This is a genomic window from Ignavibacteria bacterium, assembly GCA_017303675.1.
Classification (GTDB): Bacteria; Bacteroidota; Ignavibacteria; order Tepidaquicellales; family OLB5; genus OLB5.
On the sequence record JAFLBX010000001.1, the window covers coordinates 483840 to 503529 of the forward strand.

Annotated in this window: 20 protein-coding genes; 10 read left to right on the forward strand and 10 right to left on the reverse strand. The window is 36.7% G+C overall.

All coding sequences use genetic code 11. The features are described from left to right. The 3 genes from glnA to ndk form a co-directional block, all read right to left on the reverse strand. Entirely contained in the window at nt 1-1401 is a 1401-nt protein-coding gene (gene glnA, locus J0M37_02195; protein MBN8583878.1) for a type I glutamate--ammonia ligase, read from the reverse strand. Further along, a complete protein-coding gene (locus tag J0M37_02200; protein MBN8583879.1) occupies nt 1398-1865 on the reverse strand; it encodes an Lrp/AsnC family transcriptional regulator in 468 nt (155 codons plus the stop codon). Before J0M37_02200 ends, glnA begins: the two co-directional genes overlap by 4 nt. A gap of 267 nt (nt 1866-2132) precedes the next feature. Further along, nucleotides 2133-2549, reverse strand: coding sequence for a nucleoside-diphosphate kinase (gene ndk / locus J0M37_02205; protein MBN8583880.1), 417 nt, complete (start codon nt 2547-2549; stop codon nt 2133-2135). 202 nt (nt 2550-2751) lie between these two features. Here ndk and J0M37_02210 point away from each other — a divergent pair, with 202 nt between their 5' ends. Continuing rightward, a complete protein-coding gene (locus J0M37_02210; GenBank protein MBN8583881.1) occupies nt 2752-3276 on the forward strand; it encodes a hypothetical protein in 525 nt (174 codons plus the stop codon). Between the two features lie 96 nt (nt 3277-3372). On the opposite strand, the gene J0M37_02215 is transcribed toward J0M37_02210, so the two are convergent. The 5 genes from J0M37_02215 to J0M37_02235 all read right to left on the reverse strand — a co-directional run bounded on the left by J0M37_02215 (nt 3373) and on the right by J0M37_02235 (nt 7505). Next, complete coding sequence (locus J0M37_02215) at nt 3373-3747, reverse strand: VOC family protein (protein MBN8583882.1); 375 nt, start codon at nt 3745-3747, stop codon at nt 3373-3375. A 32-nt stretch (nt 3748-3779) separates the two neighbouring features. Next, a complete protein-coding gene (locus J0M37_02220; protein ID MBN8583883.1) occupies nt 3780-4166 on the reverse strand; it encodes a RidA family protein in 387 nt (128 codons plus the stop codon). A 138-nt stretch (nt 4167-4304) separates the two neighbouring features. Beyond that, complete coding sequence (locus J0M37_02225) at nt 4305-5756, reverse strand: serine hydrolase (protein ID MBN8583884.1); 1452 nt, start codon at nt 5754-5756, stop codon at nt 4305-4307. A gap of 135 nt (nt 5757-5891) precedes the next feature. Further along, nucleotides 5892-6392 (reverse strand): GNAT family N-acetyltransferase, encoded by a 501-nt coding sequence (locus J0M37_02230; protein MBN8583885.1) that lies wholly within the window; start codon nt 6390-6392, stop codon nt 5892-5894. A gap of 45 nt (nt 6393-6437) precedes the next feature. Then, complete coding sequence (locus tag J0M37_02235; GenBank protein ID MBN8583886.1) at nt 6438-7505, reverse strand: cellulase family glycosylhydrolase; 1068 nt, start codon at nt 7503-7505, stop codon at nt 6438-6440. 117 nt (nt 7506-7622) lie between these two features. Here J0M37_02235 and J0M37_02240 point away from each other — a divergent pair, with 117 nt between their 5' ends. After that, nucleotides 7623-8135, forward strand: coding sequence for a hypothetical protein (locus J0M37_02240; protein ID MBN8583887.1), 513 nt, complete (start codon nt 7623-7625; stop codon nt 8133-8135). 235 nt (nt 8136-8370) lie between these two features. Continuing rightward, nucleotides 8371-9054: a hypothetical protein gene (locus J0M37_02245; protein ID MBN8583888.1), complete on the forward strand. Its 684-nt coding sequence runs from the start codon at nt 8371-8373 to the stop codon at nt 9052-9054. A 61-nt stretch (nt 9055-9115) separates the two neighbouring features. On the opposite strand, the gene J0M37_02250 is transcribed toward J0M37_02245, so the two are convergent. Further along, nucleotides 9116-10576: a hypothetical protein gene (locus tag J0M37_02250; GenBank protein ID MBN8583889.1), complete on the reverse strand. Its 1461-nt coding sequence runs from the start codon at nt 10574-10576 to the stop codon at nt 9116-9118. A 149-nt stretch (nt 10577-10725) separates the two neighbouring features. On the opposite strand from J0M37_02250, the gene J0M37_02255 reads away from it, so the two are divergent. Continuing rightward, nucleotides 10726-11061: a hypothetical protein gene (locus J0M37_02255; GenBank protein ID MBN8583890.1), complete on the forward strand. Its 336-nt coding sequence runs from the start codon at nt 10726-10728 to the stop codon at nt 11059-11061. Nucleotides 11062-11244: 183 nt separating this feature from the next. Then, nucleotides 11245-13122 carry a M1 family metallopeptidase gene (locus tag J0M37_02260; protein ID MBN8583891.1) on the forward strand — a complete coding sequence of 626 codons (1878 nt, stop codon included), beginning with the start codon at nt 11245-11247 and terminating at the stop codon, nt 13120-13122. Between the two features lie 3 nt (nt 13123-13125). Here J0M37_02260 and J0M37_02265 read toward each other — a convergent pair whose 3' ends face one another. Next, a complete protein-coding gene (locus J0M37_02265) occupies nt 13126-14586 on the reverse strand; it encodes a hypothetical protein (GenBank protein MBN8583892.1) in 1461 nt (486 codons plus the stop codon). Between the two features lie 314 nt (nt 14587-14900). Here J0M37_02265 and J0M37_02270 point away from each other — a divergent pair, with 314 nt between their 5' ends. The 5 genes from J0M37_02270 to J0M37_02290 all read left to right on the forward strand — a co-directional run bounded on the left by J0M37_02270 (nt 14901) and on the right by J0M37_02290 (nt 19571). Continuing rightward, complete coding sequence (locus J0M37_02270; protein MBN8583893.1) at nt 14901-15233, forward strand: fibronectin type III domain-containing protein; 333 nt, start codon at nt 14901-14903, stop codon at nt 15231-15233. 35 nt (nt 15234-15268) lie between these two features. Next, entirely contained in the window at nt 15269-17161 is a 1893-nt protein-coding gene (locus tag J0M37_02275; GenBank protein ID MBN8583894.1) for a T9SS type A sorting domain-containing protein, read from the forward strand. 69 nt (nt 17162-17230) lie between these two features. Further along, entirely contained in the window at nt 17231-17440 is a 210-nt protein-coding gene (locus J0M37_02280; protein MBN8583895.1) for a hypothetical protein, read from the forward strand. Between the two features lie 23 nt (nt 17441-17463). Next, nucleotides 17464-18819, forward strand: coding sequence for a tail fiber domain-containing protein (locus J0M37_02285; protein ID MBN8583896.1), 1356 nt, complete (start codon nt 17464-17466; stop codon nt 18817-18819). After that, nucleotides 18816-19571 carry a T9SS type A sorting domain-containing protein gene (locus J0M37_02290; GenBank protein ID MBN8583897.1) on the forward strand — a complete coding sequence of 252 codons (756 nt, stop codon included), beginning with the start codon at nt 18816-18818 and terminating at the stop codon, nt 19569-19571. Before J0M37_02285 ends, J0M37_02290 begins: the two co-directional genes overlap by 4 nt. Nucleotides 19572-19690 lie beyond the last annotated feature (119 nt).

The window sequence follows — 19690 nt, forward strand, 5'->3', positions numbered from 1 at the left end:
TTATAATGTAAAATACATTTTATACTCAAACGGGTGAGGCATAGTATTAATGGAGTTTATCTCCCTGTGCTTATTTTCTATCCACTGTTTTATAAGCTCATCACTGAATACATTATCACGCCTTAAGAATTCACTGTCCTGTTCCAGCGCATCCAGCGATTCTTCAAGATTGCGCGGCAGAAAATCAACTTTTTCATGGTGAGCGTGGTCAACAATATTCTTTTCAAAAGGACCAAATCCCTCTTTTACCGGGTCTATTTTATTTATGATACCGTCAATCCCAGCCATTAAAATGGCTGATAAACAGAGGTAAGGATTCGCTGTTGAATCAGGCGGCCTGTATTCAAACCGTGTCATTTCTGGATTGGAAACATACGAAGGAATCCTGATAGCTGATGAACGGTTTCCTTTGCTGTATGTTAAAGCAACAGGTGCCTCAAATCCGGGTACCAGGCGTTTATATGAGTTTGTACTTGGATTAGTAAACGCCGAAAGCACTCTGCCATTTTTAAGTAATCCCCCTATAAAATACCTGCCCAGCTCATTGATATTACCGTATTCACCTTTCTTGTAGAAAGCGTTTTTGCCGTTCTTTGTAAGGAATGTGTGTACGTGCATTCCGCTGCCGGGCTGCTTGAACATCGGCTTCGGCATAAATGTAATGTGAATGTTGTTCTGCCTGGCTAAATTAAAAAGAGCATATTTTACAGTCACTACATTATCTGCGGTCTTAAGCAGTGTTTCAAAATATGTTTCTATTTCCTGCTGTCCGCGCTCCCCTGTTTCGTGGTGATGGTACTTTACTTTAATCCCGAAATCTTTCAGCATTTTACATGCTTTATCACGGAAATCATCATATACATCAAACGGGTTTGCTGCATGGTATGCATTGGTGAAAAATTCCTCAGCATGTTCTACTTCATAAAATGATGCCGAGGTCCTTGTATCATATTTTACCTTGCTGAAAATGTAGAATTCAAACTCGGGTCCCCACCAGGAAGTATCTCCGCCGGTATATTTTTTCACAAGCTCTTCAGCTTTGCGGGCTATATGTCTGCCATCCTGGCCAAACGGGGTCCGTGCTTCATCGGTTAAGAAAATGTTCGCGTAAAAGCTGAGTGTTTTGGACTCACGGAATGGGTCTATAACAGCAGTTGCAAGATCAGGCACCAGTATCATATCGCTGTTCTCAACTTTACGGAACCCGTAACTTGAACCGTCAAACCCGACGCCTTCATTTATCAGAGTGGTAATAATTTCCGGGTAAACCGGGAGTGATATATGATGGAGCCTTCCGGTCAGATCAATACATTTTATATCTACTACTTCGATGTTCTGTTCTTTAATAAGCTTATTGATCTTCAGAATTTCAGTATTCAGCGCTTTATTGGTATTTTTCATTTCAGATAATTTTTTAGGTCTATTGTAAAAGTTTCTTTATGTGATGAAAGGACAATTGATGTACGCGTGGAACGCACTCCTTTCCATGACTGGATCTTGGCTAAGAGCTTTTCAAGTGAAGAGGTGTTTTCTGTACGAATTTTAAGCACATGAGACCCATCACCAGTAATGGAGTGACACTCAAGTATTTCAGGAGAAGCAAGGGCATGATGGATAAAATCTTTATAATGTGCGGATGAATCACTTGCTACAAAAATGAAAGCAGTTATATCCTTCCCCAGCCTTTTGTGGTTAAGTTTGGCATTATACGATTCAACTACTTCTAACTCTTCAAGCTTATTCATTCTGTCTGTTACAGAAGGAAGTGAAAGCCCGATCTTTTCAGCAATTTCGTTCCTTTTCATCCTGGCATTTTCCTGCAGGAATTCCAGAATTTTCAGGTCTGTTTCGTCTATTGTATGCATATTTTTGGTTTAATTGCCTTAATTATTAAGGTAATATTAAAGATTTGCTTTATTTTATTAGGCAATTATTCATATTTACCTGCAAATATAAAGCAATGTTTTTAATTAGTCAATAGTAATATTCACAATTTTTACGGTAATTATTAAGTAAAGGTATGCTCTTTTGGGGGATGGGTGAAGAGAAACTAATTTGCGGGGAACGAAGTGACGAAGCAATCTCATTATATAATATAATAATTAATGGGATTGCTTCGCTTCGCTCGCAATTTAAACTAGATCATTCTCATTAAAGAAATGAGCAATTTCATTCTTTGCGTTTTCAGGTGAATCGGAACCGTGTACAATATTGCGCTCAATTGAATCAGCGTACATTTTGCGTATTGTGCCTTCTTCAGCGTTGGCAGGATTTGTTGCGCCAATAAGCTTTCTGAAATCAGCAACTGCATTTTCTTTTTCCATACAAATAGGTATTACCGGGCCCGAGGTCATATAAGCAACAAGCTCTCCGTAAAACGGCCTTTCCTTATGTACTTCGTAAAACTTCTTTGCGGAATCCTCTGTGAGGTGCATTAACTTCATACCTTTTATTTCAAATCCCGCATCAAGTATATGCTGTATAACTTTTCCCTGTACCTTTTTTTCCAGGCAGTCGGGCTTTAAAATCGCCAGTGATCTTTCTTTCATTTATTCTATGTAAATATTTATTTATTAATAAGTTATTTTTATTTTCTATTACAAATTTAGGACTAAATTATTAATTATTAAACTCAATAAAATTTACCCAAATTATTAAAACATATCGTTATTTTTAAAAACAATTTTTGATAATTTTCCTGAAACAAACATATTTTTTAAAAGTTCAAGATATAACTAAAATTTAATGCAAATGAAAAAAATATTATTGATTTCACTTATTCTTTTTTCATTCTCCTGTGCAAACAATGAAAATAAAAACAATATTAACGATAAGAAAAAAGATGATAAATCCGGGAATACAGAAACCGGAAAAAATGATGTTGACCTGAAACCAAACCAGACGGTAATCCCTGCACCTGTAAAAATGGAGTGGGCATTCGGAAGGAACTACAAACAATACAACCCGACAACAGATGATATTAAAACAGCAGAAGAAGTGCTGAAAGACTGTTTTACAAAGGAAGCATCCGGTACAGTAAATCCATTTTTCGGGAGAAAGCTTGAAGATTACAACATGCAGTTTGTAGGCGGTGAGCTTGAAGGCGGAGATAAAGTGATCTGGGTAAATTGTTTCTGTATGGCTGAATCTGAAATATTGAAGAAATGGAAAACTGATATTGTGTATGTTGCCGATGGAGGTAATTGTTTTTTTAACGTAAAGATCAACCTGAAGAAAAGAGAATATTACGGCTTAATGGTAAATGGTATGGCTTAAGCTTTATATCATAAATTTGCCGGAAGCGCTAGCGGCGAAGCAATCTCCTAAATTCACGGGAACGCCTCGCTAAGACCGCAAAGCACCTATTTTCAATTACCCATGAAACTCCATGAATTCTATCCTGTTGCCGAACGGGTCATAAAACGAAAATCTTTTTCTCCCCGGAATTTCAGTTTCATCTTTTATATCAACTCCATTTTGTATCAAATGAACCCGCACCCTGTTCAAACCTTCAACAACAAAAGCCGGGTGAGCTTTTTTCTTTGCCGGATTAAAGTTTTCTTCAACACCAAGGTGCAGTTCTATATCACCTGCTATGAACCATACGCCTCCGGTGCTTTTTAAAGATTCAGGTTTTTCTATTTCCTGCAGGCCAAGTATCCCTGTATAAAATTTCCTGGCAATAGATTCAGAATTTAGAGGAATTGTGATCTGAACATGATCAATTTTACTGATTTTTACCGGCATAACTATATCAACTTTTTAATAATTATTAATAATTAAACAGATATTGCTTCTGTTTCTATTTCGATAAGCATATCACGATGAATGAAACCTTTCACTTCTACCATCGTTGCGCAGGGCTTAATATCCTTAAAAAACTCAGCATGAGCGCGGGCAACATCTTCCCATTTGCTGATATCTGTAACGAACATTCGGTTCCACACCACCTGCTGCATGGAGCTTCCGGCTTCCTTCAGGTATGTTTCTATCTTCTGAAAAATAAATTTAGTTTGCGCATATGCATCTCCAATACCGTGGATATTACCGTTCTCATCAACTGATGTTGTTCCGGTAACCATTACCCTGTTACCTGCTTTTATGGCACGGGAATATCCTACTATATCTTCCCATTTAGCCCCGCTAGAGATTTTCCTGATTTCCATATTATTGAGCTTAATTAATCAAATTTTATTTAAAATAATTATAACAAAAATACATTTTTTATTCACTTGCAAAAAAAATGCGGAGCATCTTAAAATACTCCGCATATTATACGCTGACGTCAATATATTATATGAAATTTACTTCTTTTCCTGAAGCTTTTTCAGCATTTCTTTACCGCCTTCGTTCTCAGGATTAAGCTCTATAGATTTTTTATAGTTCATAATAGCACTATCAATTTCACCGGCTTCAGCAAGCGCTTCGCCGTAGCTGTCATACACGTTCCATGATTCCGGATAAAGCTCAGTGTTAAGCCTGAATACCTTCACTGATTCAGTGATTTTCTTTACAGTTAAAAGATTGTAGCCAAGCTGGTTGATCTCTCTCTCGCGGGTAACGTATTCATCTTTGTTATCTTTGAATTTCTGAAATTCAGCTATTGCATTATCAATACCAAGTTGAACTATAAGCTTCGCTAATTCTTCTGCTGAGCTTTTTTTCGGGCTGGCAGGTTCAAGCCCGTATAGTATGTTCACAATTCCTATAGTAATCTGGTTTAGATTGCCGCCTTCAAAATTATTCAGCAGCATTATAAATTTATTTTCATCTACAAGCCTTGTTTCCAGGGAGTTAAACCCGAATATTCCCCCGCTGTGAGTAACTACCTTAAGCTTTTTCTCACCTGCCGGGTGCTCAATAATTTGCCAGCCGCAGGCGTAGTTATTCAGTACGGGAGTAAACATTTTATCTTTGTATTCTTTGCCAAGTAATTTATCCGAATACAAGATCCTGTCCCATTTATACATATCTTCAACTGTGGAATACATCGAGCCTGCTGAATACGGAATGGTCATTTCAATGAATTTTGAAGGTTTATACTCGCCCAGTGTTCTGATGTAGCCTTTAGCCTGGTTCTCATATGTTCTGCCGCTGTGTTCGTTGCCTGAATTCAGCATACCCGCCGGGGTTAAAATATTTTCCTGCAGGTTTTCTTCCCAAGATTTACCGGTTAACTCTTCAATTACCAGGCCTAGAATAAAATAGCCCGAGTTGGAATATTCCCATTTAGTGCCTGACTCAAAGATCAGGTCCTCACTGCAGTATTTAAGTACAAATTCTTTTGGTGTAACTTTTATTGAAGATTCATCCTGCATGAATTTACGGTCATTGGTATAGTTTGCAAGTCCTGAAGTGTGGCTCAAAATTTGATGAATTGTTATCTTTTCTCCAATATCTTTCCTGTAATACGGCAGATAATCAGAAAGCTTTCCTTCAAGCTTCAGCTTCCCCTTTTCTGCAAGCTGCATTATCAACATTGCAGTGAACTGCTTGGTAACACTGGCAAGCCGAAACTTTGTTTCGTTGGTATTGGGAATTTGTTTTTCAAAATCAGCCATACCGTAACCTTTGCTTAAGATTATATTTCCATCTTCAGCAACTAAAACTGCGCCGTTGAACTGGCCCAGAGATTTGTATTTCTGAACAAGCTCGTCAATTTTCTGAACTTTATCCTGTGAATGTGTGTGATGCGTAAAAACAATAAGCAGCAAAGCTGCGTAAAAATATAAAGCAATTTTAACGATTTTGGGCATTTTCTGGGATTATTGATTGTTAAAAAATAACGCAGGCTTAATATGCCTGCCGGTATCATATAAAGGTTATGACGAATAAATCATTCGCGGGGTTTCAACTGAAGATTCGTAACGTGTATTACATATTTTTTTAGTTCATTTTTCTACAGCATACATCAGCATTTTTATTCCCATATAGTCATATTCTTTTTCGTACTTCATTCCGGTTTTTTCTATCACTCTTATACTTGGTGAATTTTGCGGGTAGACTATTGCTACAACACGTTTTAATCCGAGTTTTTCCTGTCCATACTCAAGCGTTGCCTTTGCAATTTCCGTTGCATAACCGCTGCCCCAGTAAGGCTCATCAAGCATATAAGAAAGCTCAATATCGCTGTTATCGGGTAAATAATTAAAACCGCATTTGCCTATAAATGCATTGTCTTCTTTCCTGATAACAGCCCAGCTTGTGAAGCCATGTTCCCGTTCATAGTCATTCCATCTGTTTATAGATTGTTCAGCAGCTGAACGCGGATAAGTTTTTCCGTCCCCAATAAAACGCATAACTTCTGCGTCACTGAACATCTTTCCGATAACTTCAGCATCTTCAGGCTGCTGATTTCGCAGCATTAATCTTTCGGTTTCAAGTATTTTCATATTGTTTTCAGTATCACAGAAACTGGTTTCTGCGTATAATTTTAATTAAATATTTTTATTCCACTTTTTCACAACTTCCTCAAATCCTTCACCCGGGCCAAAACCGTAATCATGGCCGTCTTTATTCCATCCTTGCACTTCAAAAGACCATAACATGATCCCGTCAATCCCTGATTCAAATTTATTCTTTATATCAATTTCCATGATTTTAACCCTGTTTCTTCCCGGGATATTTTTAAATCCTATTTCACCGATATAAACCGGCTTACTGATACTTTTTGCAAAACCTGTATCCCTATTATTATAGATGTTCCAAAGCCAGCGAAGGGTTAACGGGAAACGGATCAATTTTCCTTTTCTTAAGTAATACCCGTCAAGGCCCGCAAAAGGTTTTTCAATCGACTTCCCAATTGCAGAATACCGCTCAGCTTTTTTCAGCTCACCCTTAAAGCGGTATAATATATCAAGTCTTTCGAATACACCTGAATCATAGCTGTAATCATGCAGTGAAACTGCATCAAGTGAATTAAGTGAATACAGCTTTTTGAAATTGGATTTATTGAATACTGATAAATAAGACCCGAACTTATCACCTACACCGCCTACTGTTCCAACTGATAACAGGTGATTTTCGTTCACATTCTTAATTTCTTCTGATACTGCTTTAGCAAATTCATAAAACACATTAAAGTTATCAGTTTCAGGTTCATTAATAAGCTCCCAAATCATTATTTCGCTTCGTTCTTTAAACTCCCCGGTTACAGCCGTTACATATTTCAAATATTCATTTCTGTACCCGTTTATATACCATTTTTCATCTATTTTGTAGTTCTGCAAATAGCCCCATTTATCTGCCAGCGATATTATAAGCTTTATTCCGTATGGCTTTACAGCATCACAGATCTCATGCAGCTTTTTTATCTGTTCAGCCAGGGATTTATTTTCGAACAGCCAGAATCTTAAAGCTTTAAATCCAGCCTCTGAGGAATCAGCTATAACCTGTTTGGTTATGCTGCTCTCAAGGCTCGCAAGCTCATATACATTCGCCCCTAAGAACCTGAATGGTTTCCCGTTTAATTTAAAGCTGCCCCCTGATGTTTTCACAAAATCCATAACTCAAAGATAAACATATCTTCCAAGATTACAAATAAATTTTTATTTGTAGATAAGAATATTTATTAGTTATATTTGTTAATGCGGTGTATCATACTTTTAATAATGCTGGTGTGTATGTTAAGTGAAGCCAGCTCCCAGGAACAGGTAAGCTTAAAGTATTCAGCTAACTCTACAAAAAGCGAAGCAGGTAATACCCTGGTCCTCGGCTCTATACTAATTTTAACACCGACTCTTGTTCTGCAGGATTCCCGCGCATACTTTGGACTTTCCAAGGAGCTATCAATTGGCAAGTTTCCTTATGGCAGGGCAGAATTCGATTATACCTTTGTATTCAGAAGTGAAAGAAATAGCCTTATTCATCTTTCATACAACCTTGATATTCCGCTGAATTTCGATTTCAGGCAATCCTCAATATTTATGTTATCACCGGGAGCCGGGTATTATACTGATCTTACAGATAAGGGTTACTTTATTCAGCTTGCATTTGGTGTATGGGCTTCCACAGGATTACTTGAAGGGCTTTCTATCCACCCAAATATAAAATTCAGAAATGTTTTCAAACAAAACGGAAAACCCGGGCTATTTGAAGCTTCTTTAGGAGTAGGCTTTGGATTTTATTCCAGGTAATACTCAGATTTCAGAAATAATTTTATTGGTGGTGCAAATTAAAGAGAATAAATTTTAAATAGGAATTTTATCGCAATAACTCACAAAATTTGGTGATATTTAGCTAAATTTTATGTTTTTAACCGCAAATACCCCTTTTTACAGGTCACAATCAGAAATAAGTTTCTTTGTAAATTTTTAATTTTCCCGATAATTTCGTATCGTTCAATAAACTATTAATATTCCGGAGGGAAAATTGAAAAACACACAGAAAACATTTTTCAAATCTTTGTTGATCTTCACAATGGCTTTTGGACTGGCATTTTATTTTACTGCCTGCGTTAATGTTAACCAGAAGACTGCAATAAACAGTGACGGTTCAGGCACTATAAAACTAGAATACTGGGCAAAGATGAACAACCTGAAATCTTCAACTGAGCTTGGTTCATTCAGCTTTAAAGAAGAAACCGCGAAGAAAAATTATACATCCTCAAACAGCGAAGTTACCAGCTTTAAGATGGAAGATAAGCTTGATGATTCAACAAAACATGTTTACATGGATATAAAATTCAAGGATTTCAACAATCTTACTTCTGCAAAAGGATTTGAAAAGACAAAAGCTGGCTGGAAAGAAGGAAAAGAAGGAAAAGATTTCAGCTTCACTCTTCTGCAGGATACTTCGAACGCAAAAACAATGGGTTCAAGTGATTATAAACTGACCTATACTTTTGAGTTCCCCGGAGAAGTATTACAGACCAACGGCCGCAAGGATGGAAAATCTGTAGTTTGGGAAAAAACATTAGCAGACCTGAAAAAAGATGTAGAGATGACTGCTACAGTTAAAGATGAAGGCAAAAAATGCGGTTTGTTCGGCATTGAGATGCCTTTGATATTTGCAATTGGAATGACCTTGCTTGCCGGTTTTAAGAGGAAAAAATAATACTCCCCTCAGGAAAAATCTCCGCCGCTTTTTCAGGGCGGGGTTTTTCATTTATACCTTCTTATATCGAGCCTTCAAGCTTTTCGATCAACCATGACCTGAAATTCACATCGTTATCCTTTTTTAGCTCAATTAATATTTCACCTGGATCCATTTTTGATCTTCCCGTTTTCAGATCAATTAAATTTTTGCAGTATTTCAGGAAGCTCTCTGTAATATTCCTGTAATATTCAGATACCCCTTTATTTTTACTTATAAAATGTTTGTATGAATCAAGAAGCGATATAGCCTCTTCTATGTAGCCAAGTTCGATGTATATCCTCATCATCAGGTTCCTTATATCGAACTTCAAAGTAAATACATCAAAATCTATCCTGTTTAATATTGAAAGCGATTCTTCGAATTTTTGTTTTTCAAACAGCAAGTGTGCATCGGCAAATAATTTAAGATTATTCCTGATCATTTCGGGAAGATATTTAGAGTAATTTTCCGCGAACTGCTCTGCCCAAACACTTTCATTCAGCTGCAGAGCGGTCATAAGTATTTGCCTGAACAGCATAAATCTCATTGTTCTGCCATCAGGAAGGAAAACCCCTGCTTCAAGCCTCATTTTATTTATTTCGAACAATTCTCTTCGGTATCTTTCTCTGTCAACAACAACCATTTTCTGCCAGCATATCGCTTCAGCCATTTGGTATATATTATATTTTTCATACTCCTGAAAATAATTTATTGCTTCAGGTAATATATTTTTCAGTTCTTCAAAATATGATTCATCTTTTTCATAATAATTATTTAAAATGAACAGAACATATACCCTCATTGCCTTCTTTGTGTTATCTGATAATTTATCAAGTGCAATAAGCTTATCGATCTTTGAAAGGTCAACAGAAGTTATAAAATCATTGATAAATTTACTCTCTGAAATATTAAATATAACTTTATTGACACGAACATTATGCATATAATATGAAAGCCGCAAAATAAAATGGTATATAAGATATTCTACCTCATTGATGAAATTCGGTGAAATTTCTGACTGCTTGTTTGTGCTTAGCTTTATCTGTACAAGCCTGTCCTCATAGTCAAGACGGTTTTGAACGTATTCGTTGCTCATCGGGCCATCTGTACCGATTCTTTTTATAATTTGATCAAGCTCTTTTTCTGCTTCTTTAAGAAGCCCCCTGCGGCTGTATTCAAACGATTTTAAATACCTGGCTTCAACAGGGTTTGAATCCAAAACTTTATTATAAATATATGTATCCAGAAGTTTCTTCAGATCAGAAGTCAGCCTTCGAATTACTTCATCACTATACTGCTTATCCGGGTAAAGATTTTCAAAAATGGCTTTGCGGTCTACAGATCTTTCCGGGAATTCGGGGTAATATTTCTTTAATTCCTCATAAAATCTTGTTAGGCTGGGCTGGTTATTAAAAAATGGCGAAATAATGAATTTATCAAATTCCTTAATTTCACTAACTGAAAGACTTCTTAAAATTGTAATTACTGAAGTTTTTATCATAAATAACTCACACAAAAATGCGAATTAAGTATATTAACTGCAAATAAATAAATATTTCTTATTAAACTTAACTCACATTTTTCAAAAATTATCTTTGAAAAAAGATTGATTGACTGCTAAATTTGATTAACTAAACAGAAAGGTTTAAAATGTTTAAAATAAATCTAAAAGCTATTCTGGTTTTAATAATTTTCACTTTTGTCTCAGTTTCAGCATCAACATCATATGCCGGTGATGACTTTGGCAGCCCGGAAGAAAAAGCATCTGAATGGGCAACATGGTTAAGCAATAAAGTTGGTCTAACCAGCACACAATACAGCCAGGCTTATGATATTTACCTTAAATATGCCCAGCAATATAAAGCCGATAAAGAAAAGAAAAGCGGTAAAATTAAAGGCGGTTATAAAGATTACAGAAAAAAAGCAAATGAAGAAATTAAACCGATTTTAAATGATGAACAGCTGAAAAAATGGAAAGGTAAATAGTAAATTTTTGGTCAGAATCCTTCCTGTATTGTGATGCTGACCATTCACTAAAGGAGGAAGCATAAGCCCGTATATTAAAATATACGGGTTTTTTTATTAAATGTTAAAATAGTTTGGTTAAAACAAAAAAATTTCATAAAAAAGAACCTTTTTTATGATTTTGATATTAAATATCTTATATTGATGATTAACAAAAAATCCATACTTTTACTGATCTTTCTGCTGCAGGCAGGAATTTATGCCCAGTCCATTTATGTTCCGCTTGAATATTTGGCTGCTTATGAAAACGGAACCCGCTCTCTTGACGGCAAACCCGGAGCGGAATATTGGCAAAATCATGCCGACTATAAAATAAATGCAAATTTAAACCCTGCTACGGGAATACTAATAGGCTCCGCATCCATTATTTATTATAATTCCAGCCCGGATACACTTGATAAAATAGTATTAAGATTATACCAAAACATCAACAAAAAAGACGCTATGCGTGACTTTCCATACAAGTCAGTCAGCGATTCTGAAGGTATAAATATAAGCTCACTTACAGTCGGTAAAAAAAGCTTTAACATTCCTGCTGATACTTCACTGGAATTTACAGGCACAAATTTGATAATTAAAAATATTTCCGTAAATCCCGGAAAACAAATTACAGTTAATGTATCATGGGAATTCCGCGTCCCGAAGGAAAACGGGATCAGGATGGGACAATATGATTCCACCCTGTTTTTTATCGCTTACTGGTATCCGCAGATAGCCGTTTATGATGATATTGATGAATGGGATCTGACTGAATATACCGGCAATACAGAATTTTATAATGATTTCAATAATTATGATATAAAAATAACCGTTCCTTCGGAATTCGGCGTGTGGGCTACCGGTGATCTTCAAAATCCTCAGGACGTTCTTTCCCAGGAAATTCTTTCAGGATATTCTGAAGCAATGACCTCTCCTTCACTTATTAATATTATTTCTGCCGATGATCTGTCTTCAGGCAAACCGCTTTTCAGCAATTCAACCCAAACCAATACATGGCATTTTATTGCAAAACATGTAACTGATTTTACATTCGGAACCGGCAGCGGTTTGTTATGGGATGGCAGAACTGCAGAAGGGGTTAATAAAAAGGTTTTTGTTAACGCAGTTTATAAACCGTCTTCTGTTACTTTTTATGAAGTGTGTGATATAGCTGCTAAATCAGTTGAACTTCTTTCTAAAGAGCTTCCGGGAATTCCTTTTCCTTTTCCCAAAATTACAGTCTTCAACGGAAGGGGCGGAATGGAATCGCCGATGATGGTAAACATGGGCTCGGGCGATCAGCGTATATGGACTGTACATACAACTGTACATGAAGTGGTTCATTCGTATTTCCCGTTTTATATGGGTAATAACGAAAGAAAATATGCCTGGATGGATGAAGGTTTAACGCAGATGATTTCTGAATATATACAGTATGAAATTGATAAAACAATTGATTTCAGAGCAAGGAATGTGACCAGGTACCTTGATTATGCAGGTCAGTATGATGAAGTCCCGATGATGTATCCAAGTTACATGATCCGCGGAGAAATGTACGGAAACCATGCTTATTTCCGCCCGGCAAATGCTTTTAATATGATGCGTGATTTTATGGGTGATGCGTTATTTAAAAAAGGGCTTCAGGAATATATTAAAAGATGGAACGGCAAACACCCATCACCTTATGACCTGTTCTTCACATTTGAAGATATCACTGATGACGAGCTTGGTTGGTTTTATGAACCCTGGTTCTTTAAACAGGGCTATCCGGATCTTGCAATTGATTCTGTGTTTGCAAAAGATGATTTGCTGAAGATCGAGGTTACAAAGGAAGGGGAGCTGCCTATTCCGATAGCTTTAACTGTAAAGTTTAAGGATGGAAGCACTAAAAGAGCTTACAGGACGGTTTCTGTTTGGAAAAACGAAGAAGATGAATCCGTATGGGTGGATATTGAAACAGATAAAAAACCTTTATTGATCGAGCTTGGAAGCTCTTACATTCCTGATGCTGATACAACAAATAATTATTTACAGTTTAAATGATCCTTAAATTCCTTTTCTTTGCATTAATTCATCTGTTTTTTCCATCAGCCATTTCCTGTGATTAATCATTTCACAGGCGGCAATATCTTCCTTCAGGCTTTGCAGGTTAACTTTATAGCTATACCTTGCTTTGCATAATTTACTGCTGTATTTTATAAAATTACCGCATATTTTACGGTTACCTTTGCTTAACAGCTTATCGTTCTGAATATATTTTCTGAAATTTTCCAGCTCATTGAAAACTTCTTCAATATTTCCCAATTCATAATCTATTGTAATTCTTGCTATCCTTGCATTCACCTTCATATGAACGTCGGTATAGGTAACCTTTGATATATATTCTTTTGCGGTCTTATAATCACCGGTCTTTTCGTAAATTTTGCAGTAGCAGTAATTCCTTTCATTTTCCCTGATATCAGGAGGCAGTTTTCTGTAGTTTGATTCTATAAATTCTTCTACCCACCTGATCTCATTCTGACCTAGAGCAATTATAACAATATTTGTGAAAACTTCTTTATCAAAATACCCGCCCTGAACCCTGTTATATAGATTTTTCTCAACTATATACTTGTTCATTTCAAACATCATTTTATAGAACTCTTTTTTTCCGCTGTAAACTTTTTCTATGCATATGTTCGCAAGTATGGTTAAGCCGTCTCTCCTGTCGAATTTTTCTATAGGAGTTGCATCATTACAGAGCTCTTTTTTGATCTCATACATCAATTCTTCATTTGAAGGATCAAGCAGAAGCTTTATCTGCCTGTAAAGTAATGAAAGAACTTTGTTCTGCAAGTATGATCTTCCTTCGTTTTCAAGAAACCCGAGAATGTAAGGAAGAAAATCCAGTTCAAAATCTGTATCAACAGTAAATGATTTGTTTAAAAGGTAACGGTATCTTTGAAGGACCATTATAAGATAAAAATATGTAAGGTTATTAGATTCCGCAAGCAGAGACTTATCCGGTTTATCTTTTACCGTAGTAGCAATATAATTTCGTGAGTAAATTATATCTTTAAGTTTTTCAAGCTCAAATTTCCTTTCGTAATATCTTGCTTCAAATACCCTGGTGTTTTTTAACTGCTTTTCTGTTTGCGTGATAATCTTTTGTGCACTTTTGTCAAGACCAAGCTCCAGCAGGCTTTGTGTTACATATAATTCCCTGTCGGTTGGTATTTTTGTCATTTCAGTATATGCAAGGTAACTTTCGGTTAGCTCAGTCAGCTTGAATATTATCATACGCATAAAGCTGTCATTGTATTCAGCCGGGGAAAACAATTTATGATAAATATACTCTTTCCTGGTTTTTTCCGGGTTAAATTCAGGATGTACCAGCCTTAGATATTCAAACAGTTTTTCCGCACTTTCGTTTTTATTAAAAAAAGGAGACTTAATAAAATCACTAAGCTCTTTCATTTGCCTGGATGAGAGTTTGGAAAGTATTTCAACAAGATAAGTTTTCTGCATTAATTACAAACTTTCAATATTTAATTATCTGTTAATTTTGTTGAAAATCAGCTCATTTTAAAACAATTTAAATCTGATAATAATCTTACAAAGAGTTTTTCAAAAACATTTCTGCTTTAAATTCCAAAACTCAGTTACTGTAACAATCTTCAAAAACCTTCTATTAAAAATCCTGAAAAAGTATCACTTTTCGGCATTTGCAGTCTTTTCGCTCAAATTTTGATCAAAAAAAATTCCAAATAAGTTTCTTTGAACCAACACGCTTCCTTAATCTATCTTTGTAAGGAAAATAATTATTCTCAAATCCAATAAAAATGAAAAACAGCGTTTCAAATGAAATTGAATCTGAAAATACCGAACATAGCTTTAATACATCACAAGAAGCTCCGGACCCGGTTTATGCAACAATTGGTAGTATGCCGGGTGAAATATTCCTTCAATGGGATTCTATTAAATCCGCAAACAAATATATGATCGAAATTTCACTTAAATACCCGGTAAAGTGGCAGCAGGTTGATATTGTTAAAGACCCGGTTTACAATTTCACGGGGTTAAAACCCTCAACCGAATATCTGTTCAGGGTAGCAGCAGTTTACCCGGAAGGTACAGGTAAGTGGAGCAGGTCAATAATCAAAAAAACAAATTAATTAAATTATAAACAAATAAAACAACAAAAAACAAAATGAAAAACAAAACTATTTACATTTACACAGCAGTTTTCCTGGCATTTATTTCCGGAATAATTCCCGGCTCGATCTATTCTCAAAACAAACAGGCGCCACCGCCTCTTGAAATTCTTTACTCAAATTCAAATGGTAATGTTAATGAACCTGAATTAACAAATACTGCACCTGAACCTAAAATGAAAAGCAAAGAACTCATCCGGCTTGAAAAACAGCTTGATGCAGCAAGGCTTTCGGGCAACTCAATCGCCGCAGCAACTATTCAGGGGCAAATTGATAACTTACTCGGCAACATTCAGGTTTATCACCCGACTATGAACAGTACTGTGAATGAAGGTTCAGGCACAATATTACCTGAAACTGACTATAACCAGTCAACCATTCATTCATGGAGCATTTATTCACATGCTTTCGGTGTTGCACCTGCCAACTCAAATGTTGCAGGCAGGCTGTTCTACTGGCTTAGCCAGGATTCACAATCAGGTGCTGATACTATTAAGCTTATGTATTCAACAAATAACGGTACATCATGGTCAACATCTTTCTGGATGTCTTTGAACGGTTACAGCTTCAACAAAGATGAAATGGATATAGAAATTGTATTTGACGGCACAAATACCTGGATCTTCGGCGTAGCCGGTGTAACTAACCAGGCAGACGGCAGAAAAAAGATCCTGTTCATAAGAAGAAATGCTGTTTCAGGCACAGATTACTACTGGACCATTCTGAACTTTCCGGGAAGCGGAACAGGAATGAACTATTACAATCCCAGAATAACAAGTGATAATTCCAACTATACATCAAATGCTTATGTTATGATGATCTGTTCAATGGATTCAGCTGTTGGATCAAATCATTTCATCAAGCAAAAATATATGTATTCCAGCTCCCCTTTTGCTTCTACACCGGGCTTCACTTATACTCAGCCAAACGGTTCCAACGGATTTCACTGGGCAACTTCCGGAGGCACAACAGCAGGGCTCTACCTATATGGCGATATTGCTTACTACAAAGATGAAGGCGGTACAAATGAAAACAGGATCATGACAGTTTACAATTGTTACAACAGCGGCTTTAATAACATTTATATTGCATACCTAAGCAATTACAGCACAAGCGGCAGCAGCATGGTTGTAACTGAGTCAAATATTAATAAAGATCTTCGTATTGCATTTAACGGCGGCTCAAACAACCGTAATGGTATGATAACATACGTAAGGCAGTTTAACTCGAGTGACTGGGATATTTTTGCCCTCAAAACAGGTGTTGGAGGAAATAATGCCGGCGCATGGACAAGAGATACCATTGATTATTCAGGTGACCGTACGAGAACCTGTGATCTCATAGCAGTAAGAAACGCATCAAGCCAGTTTAAAGTATGTTATGCCCAGGATAACCCCTCTGTACCTGCGGGATTCTACAGGTCATACTCGGGTTCATCATGGAGCACAAAAATTCAGATGACTTCCTCAATACCTGATACAAACTGGGCTGAACCTCGCGCCGGGTACATTCTTGGAGGCGGTGATGATGGTATTGGTATTTGGTCTCTGACCGGCGGATATAACGGATATTGTGCAAAAAACATGCTTTCAACAACGGGAATTTCCGGGAATAATGAAAATCCTGCTGGATTCAAATTAATGCAGAATTACCCGAATCCGTTCAACCCGTCAACTACAATAAAATTCTCTGTACCTGTTAGCGGATATGTATCACTTAAAGTATTTGATATTACAGGCAAACTTGTATCAGAAATGATTAACGGGAAATTAGAAGCCGGTAATCACGAAATATACTTTAACGCTTCTAATCTCTCAAGCGGAGCTTATTTTTACAAGCTTGAAACACAGGGTTTTTCAGATATTAAAAAAATGATGTTAGTAAAATAATTACAGTTCATCTCTCCCCTCCTCATTAAGGGGGAGGGGCTTGGGGTGAAAAACTAAAGGAGGGTAACAATGTTAGACGACTTAACAAGATCTGTAAAAGAAGCAGTAAGCGATAGTATTCAGGATCCGTTGAATACAACAGGAAGCAGCTTTTTTGAAAATATTATGACCAGGTTTAAAGGCAGGCTATTGTTTTCAGCAATTTTTTTCCTCGTATTCGGAGCAGTTGCACTTTTTATAATATTAATGATTGCTTTTTTTGTTTTTAAAGCAATGTAATGCAGAATTAGGAGAAACCAAAAATGAAATTCAGGAAGTTAATTTTTCTGTTAATAATTTTTCCGGCTTTAATAACAGCGCAAAATATCAACAATACTCTCGGAGTAACCGGACAATTTAAAATTAAAGATGCTACAAACACATATTTTACACTGTCACAAAGTAACGGCTACACAGAACTAAACAAAAGTCTGAAACTGCAGGAAACCACTGACCTGAATACCGGGGTAATTTATAAAGGAACATCGCATTTTATACATAATTACAAAAATGCTTCCAATATGGGCAACAATACTTTTGTTGGAATAAACTCCGGAAACTTCACACTGGGCGGGGCTTCTTTCACACATGGTTCAATGAATACCGGCATCGGAGCTAATACATTAAGCAGCTTAACAACAGGAAGCTGGAATACAGCCCTGGGGTATCAATCTCTTAACGCCAATACTAGCGGAAACTACAATACAGCATTAGGTCATTTTGTGATGAGCTTAAATACTACCGGAAGCTTTAATATTGGTGTCGGCGGTCAAACACTCTACAACAATATCAGCGGTGTAGCAAACGTTGCTGTAGGTTACTATGCGTTGCTGAATAATATTACCGGGGGAAACAACACTGTACTTGGTACCAATGCTATGGAAATCAATACATCCGGCTCTGATAATGTTGCAATAGGTAAAAATTCACTTCAAAACAATGAAACAGGGTTCAGAAATACTGCGGTTGGTCATTCTTCTTTGACACAATCACTGGGTGCATATAACACCGCAATAGGATATGACGCTGGCTCCAATGTAACAACAGGTACAAATCTGACACTAATAGGTAATAATTCTGAACCGTCTTCAGGTACTACTCAAAACCAGGTTACACTGGGCAACAATTCTGTAACATCTCTTCGCTGTAACGTGCAGACTATAACTTCGCTTTCAGATGTAAGGGATAAAAAAAATATCAACGAGCTTTCTCTTGGGCTGAACTTTTTAATGCACCTAAAACCGCGCGAGTTCAACTGGGATAGGCGCGAATGGTATGAAAACAATAACGCAGACGGCACTAAAATGGAAAGCATTCAAACTGCAGGCTTCATTGCACAGGAACTGGACTCTGTACAGAATGAATTCAATGCTGAATGGCTTAAGCTGGTTCTTAAAGATAACCCCGAAAAATGGGAAGCAACTTACGGCAATCTTCTTCCGGTTATTGTTAAGGCAGTACAGGAGCTGAAAAAGGAAAATGACATACTTAAAGAAGAAAATTCAGTTTTAGCCGCTGAATTAAACCGGCTTAAGAACTTGGAAGCTCGTATTTCAGAGCTGGAAAACAGGCTTAACTCAACTGATGATTCTAAAAAAATTAAAAATGCCTCCAGATGAAAAGTGCAATTATCCTGTTGATAATCTTTTTTGCCCTGTTATGCTGTACCTGGGTATTTTCACAACAAAGCAGCATTACCTATGAATCAGGTTCCACCATTGAAATACAAACCGGCGCTGATGTTTGCGCAGATATAATAACTATCAACGGTTCTTATTCCGGCGGGGGTTCTATTTGTACAGGGGCTTTGCCGGTATATCTTGCTTTGTTTTATGCCGGCAATGAAAAAAATAATGTAAACTTATTCTGGAAAACCGAAAGTGAAATAAATAATTCAGGATTTGATATAGAACGAAAAACCGATGCCGGGGAATGGAGTAAACTATCTTTCATCAGGGGTTCCGGCACTACAAGTCAGCCGGTTGAATACAGCTATATTGATAAAAAGCTTAAGCCGGGTAAATATTTTTACAGATTAAAACAAATTGATTTTAACGGAAATTATGAATATTTCGATCTGGCTGTGCCGGTTATTATTTCAAAACCAACAGATTATGCCCTCGGGCAAAGCTACCCGAACCCTTCCAACCCCAAAAGCAGCATTGATTTCCAGCTGCCTGAACGAACAAAAGTGAACATCAGTGTTTATAATCTGCTCGGGCAGCTGGTTTCAACTTTAATTGATGAAGAGCTCGAAGCTGGAATTCATACTGCAGAATTCAACGGCAGCAGCCTTGCCAGCGGTACATACATTTACAGATTTCATGCCGGCTCATATACTGAAGTAAAAAAATTAATTTTAGTTAAATGATAATGTTTATTTGATCTTCAATACTCGAAAAAAAAGTTCTGTTATTCTCCGGTGCAATAAAGCACAGGCAACAGAAAGGGGGAGCCCCCTTCCCCTGTATAAATAAGAAAGGACTCCTT

Coding starts and splice junctions, on each gene's coding strand:
- J0M37_02215 (MBN8583882.1), bottom strand. CDS start 3,747: ATGCCGGTAAAAATCAGTAAAATTGATCATGTTCAGATCACAATTCCT.
- J0M37_02265 (MBN8583892.1), bottom strand. CDS start 14,586: ATGCAGAAAACTTATCTTGTTGAAATACTTTCCAAACTCTCATCCAGG.
- J0M37_02220 (MBN8583883.1), bottom strand. CDS start 4,166: ATGGAAATCAGGAAAATCTCTAGCGGGGCTAAATGGGAAGATATAGTA.
- J0M37_02225 (MBN8583884.1), bottom strand. CDS start 5,756: ATGCCCAAAATCGTTAAAATTGCTTTATATTTTTACGCAGCTTTGCTG.
- J0M37_02250 (MBN8583889.1), bottom strand. CDS start 10,576: ATGATAAAAACTTCAGTAATTACAATTTTAAGAAGTCTTTCAGTTAGT.
- J0M37_02240 (MBN8583887.1), top strand. CDS start 7,623: ATGTTAAGTGAAGCCAGCTCCCAGGAACAGGTAAGCTTAAAGTATTCA.
- J0M37_02280 (MBN8583895.1), top strand. CDS start 17,231: ATGTTAGACGACTTAACAAGATCTGTAAAAGAAGCAGTAAGCGATAGT.
- J0M37_02260 (MBN8583891.1), top strand. CDS start 11,245: ATGATTAACAAAAAATCCATACTTTTACTGATCTTTCTGCTGCAGGCA.
- J0M37_02200 (MBN8583879.1), bottom strand. CDS start 1,865: ATGCATACAATAGACGAAACAGACCTGAAAATTCTGGAATTCCTGCAG.
- J0M37_02210 (MBN8583881.1), top strand. CDS start 2,752: ATGAAAAAAATATTATTGATTTCACTTATTCTTTTTTCATTCTCCTGT.
- J0M37_02255 (MBN8583890.1), top strand. CDS start 10,726: ATGTTTAAAATAAATCTAAAAGCTATTCTGGTTTTAATAATTTTCACT.
- J0M37_02275 (MBN8583894.1), top strand. CDS start 15,269: ATGAAAAACAAAACTATTTACATTTACACAGCAGTTTTCCTGGCATTT.
- J0M37_02230 (MBN8583885.1), bottom strand. CDS start 6,392: ATGAAAATACTTGAAACCGAAAGATTAATGCTGCGAAATCAGCAGCCT.
- J0M37_02270 (MBN8583893.1), top strand. CDS start 14,901: ATGAAAAACAGCGTTTCAAATGAAATTGAATCTGAAAATACCGAACAT.
- ndk (MBN8583880.1), bottom strand. CDS start 2,549: ATGAAAGAAAGATCACTGGCGATTTTAAAGCCCGACTGCCTGGAAAAA.
- J0M37_02235 (MBN8583886.1), bottom strand. CDS start 7,505: ATGGATTTTGTGAAAACATCAGGGGGCAGCTTTAAATTAAACGGGAAA.
- J0M37_02290 (MBN8583897.1), top strand. CDS start 18,816: ATGAAAAGTGCAATTATCCTGTTGATAATCTTTTTTGCCCTGTTATGC.
- J0M37_02285 (MBN8583896.1), top strand. CDS start 17,464: ATGAAATTCAGGAAGTTAATTTTTCTGTTAATAATTTTTCCGGCTTTA.
- glnA (MBN8583878.1), bottom strand. CDS start 1,401: ATGAAAAATACCAATAAAGCGCTGAATACTGAAATTCTGAAGATCAAT.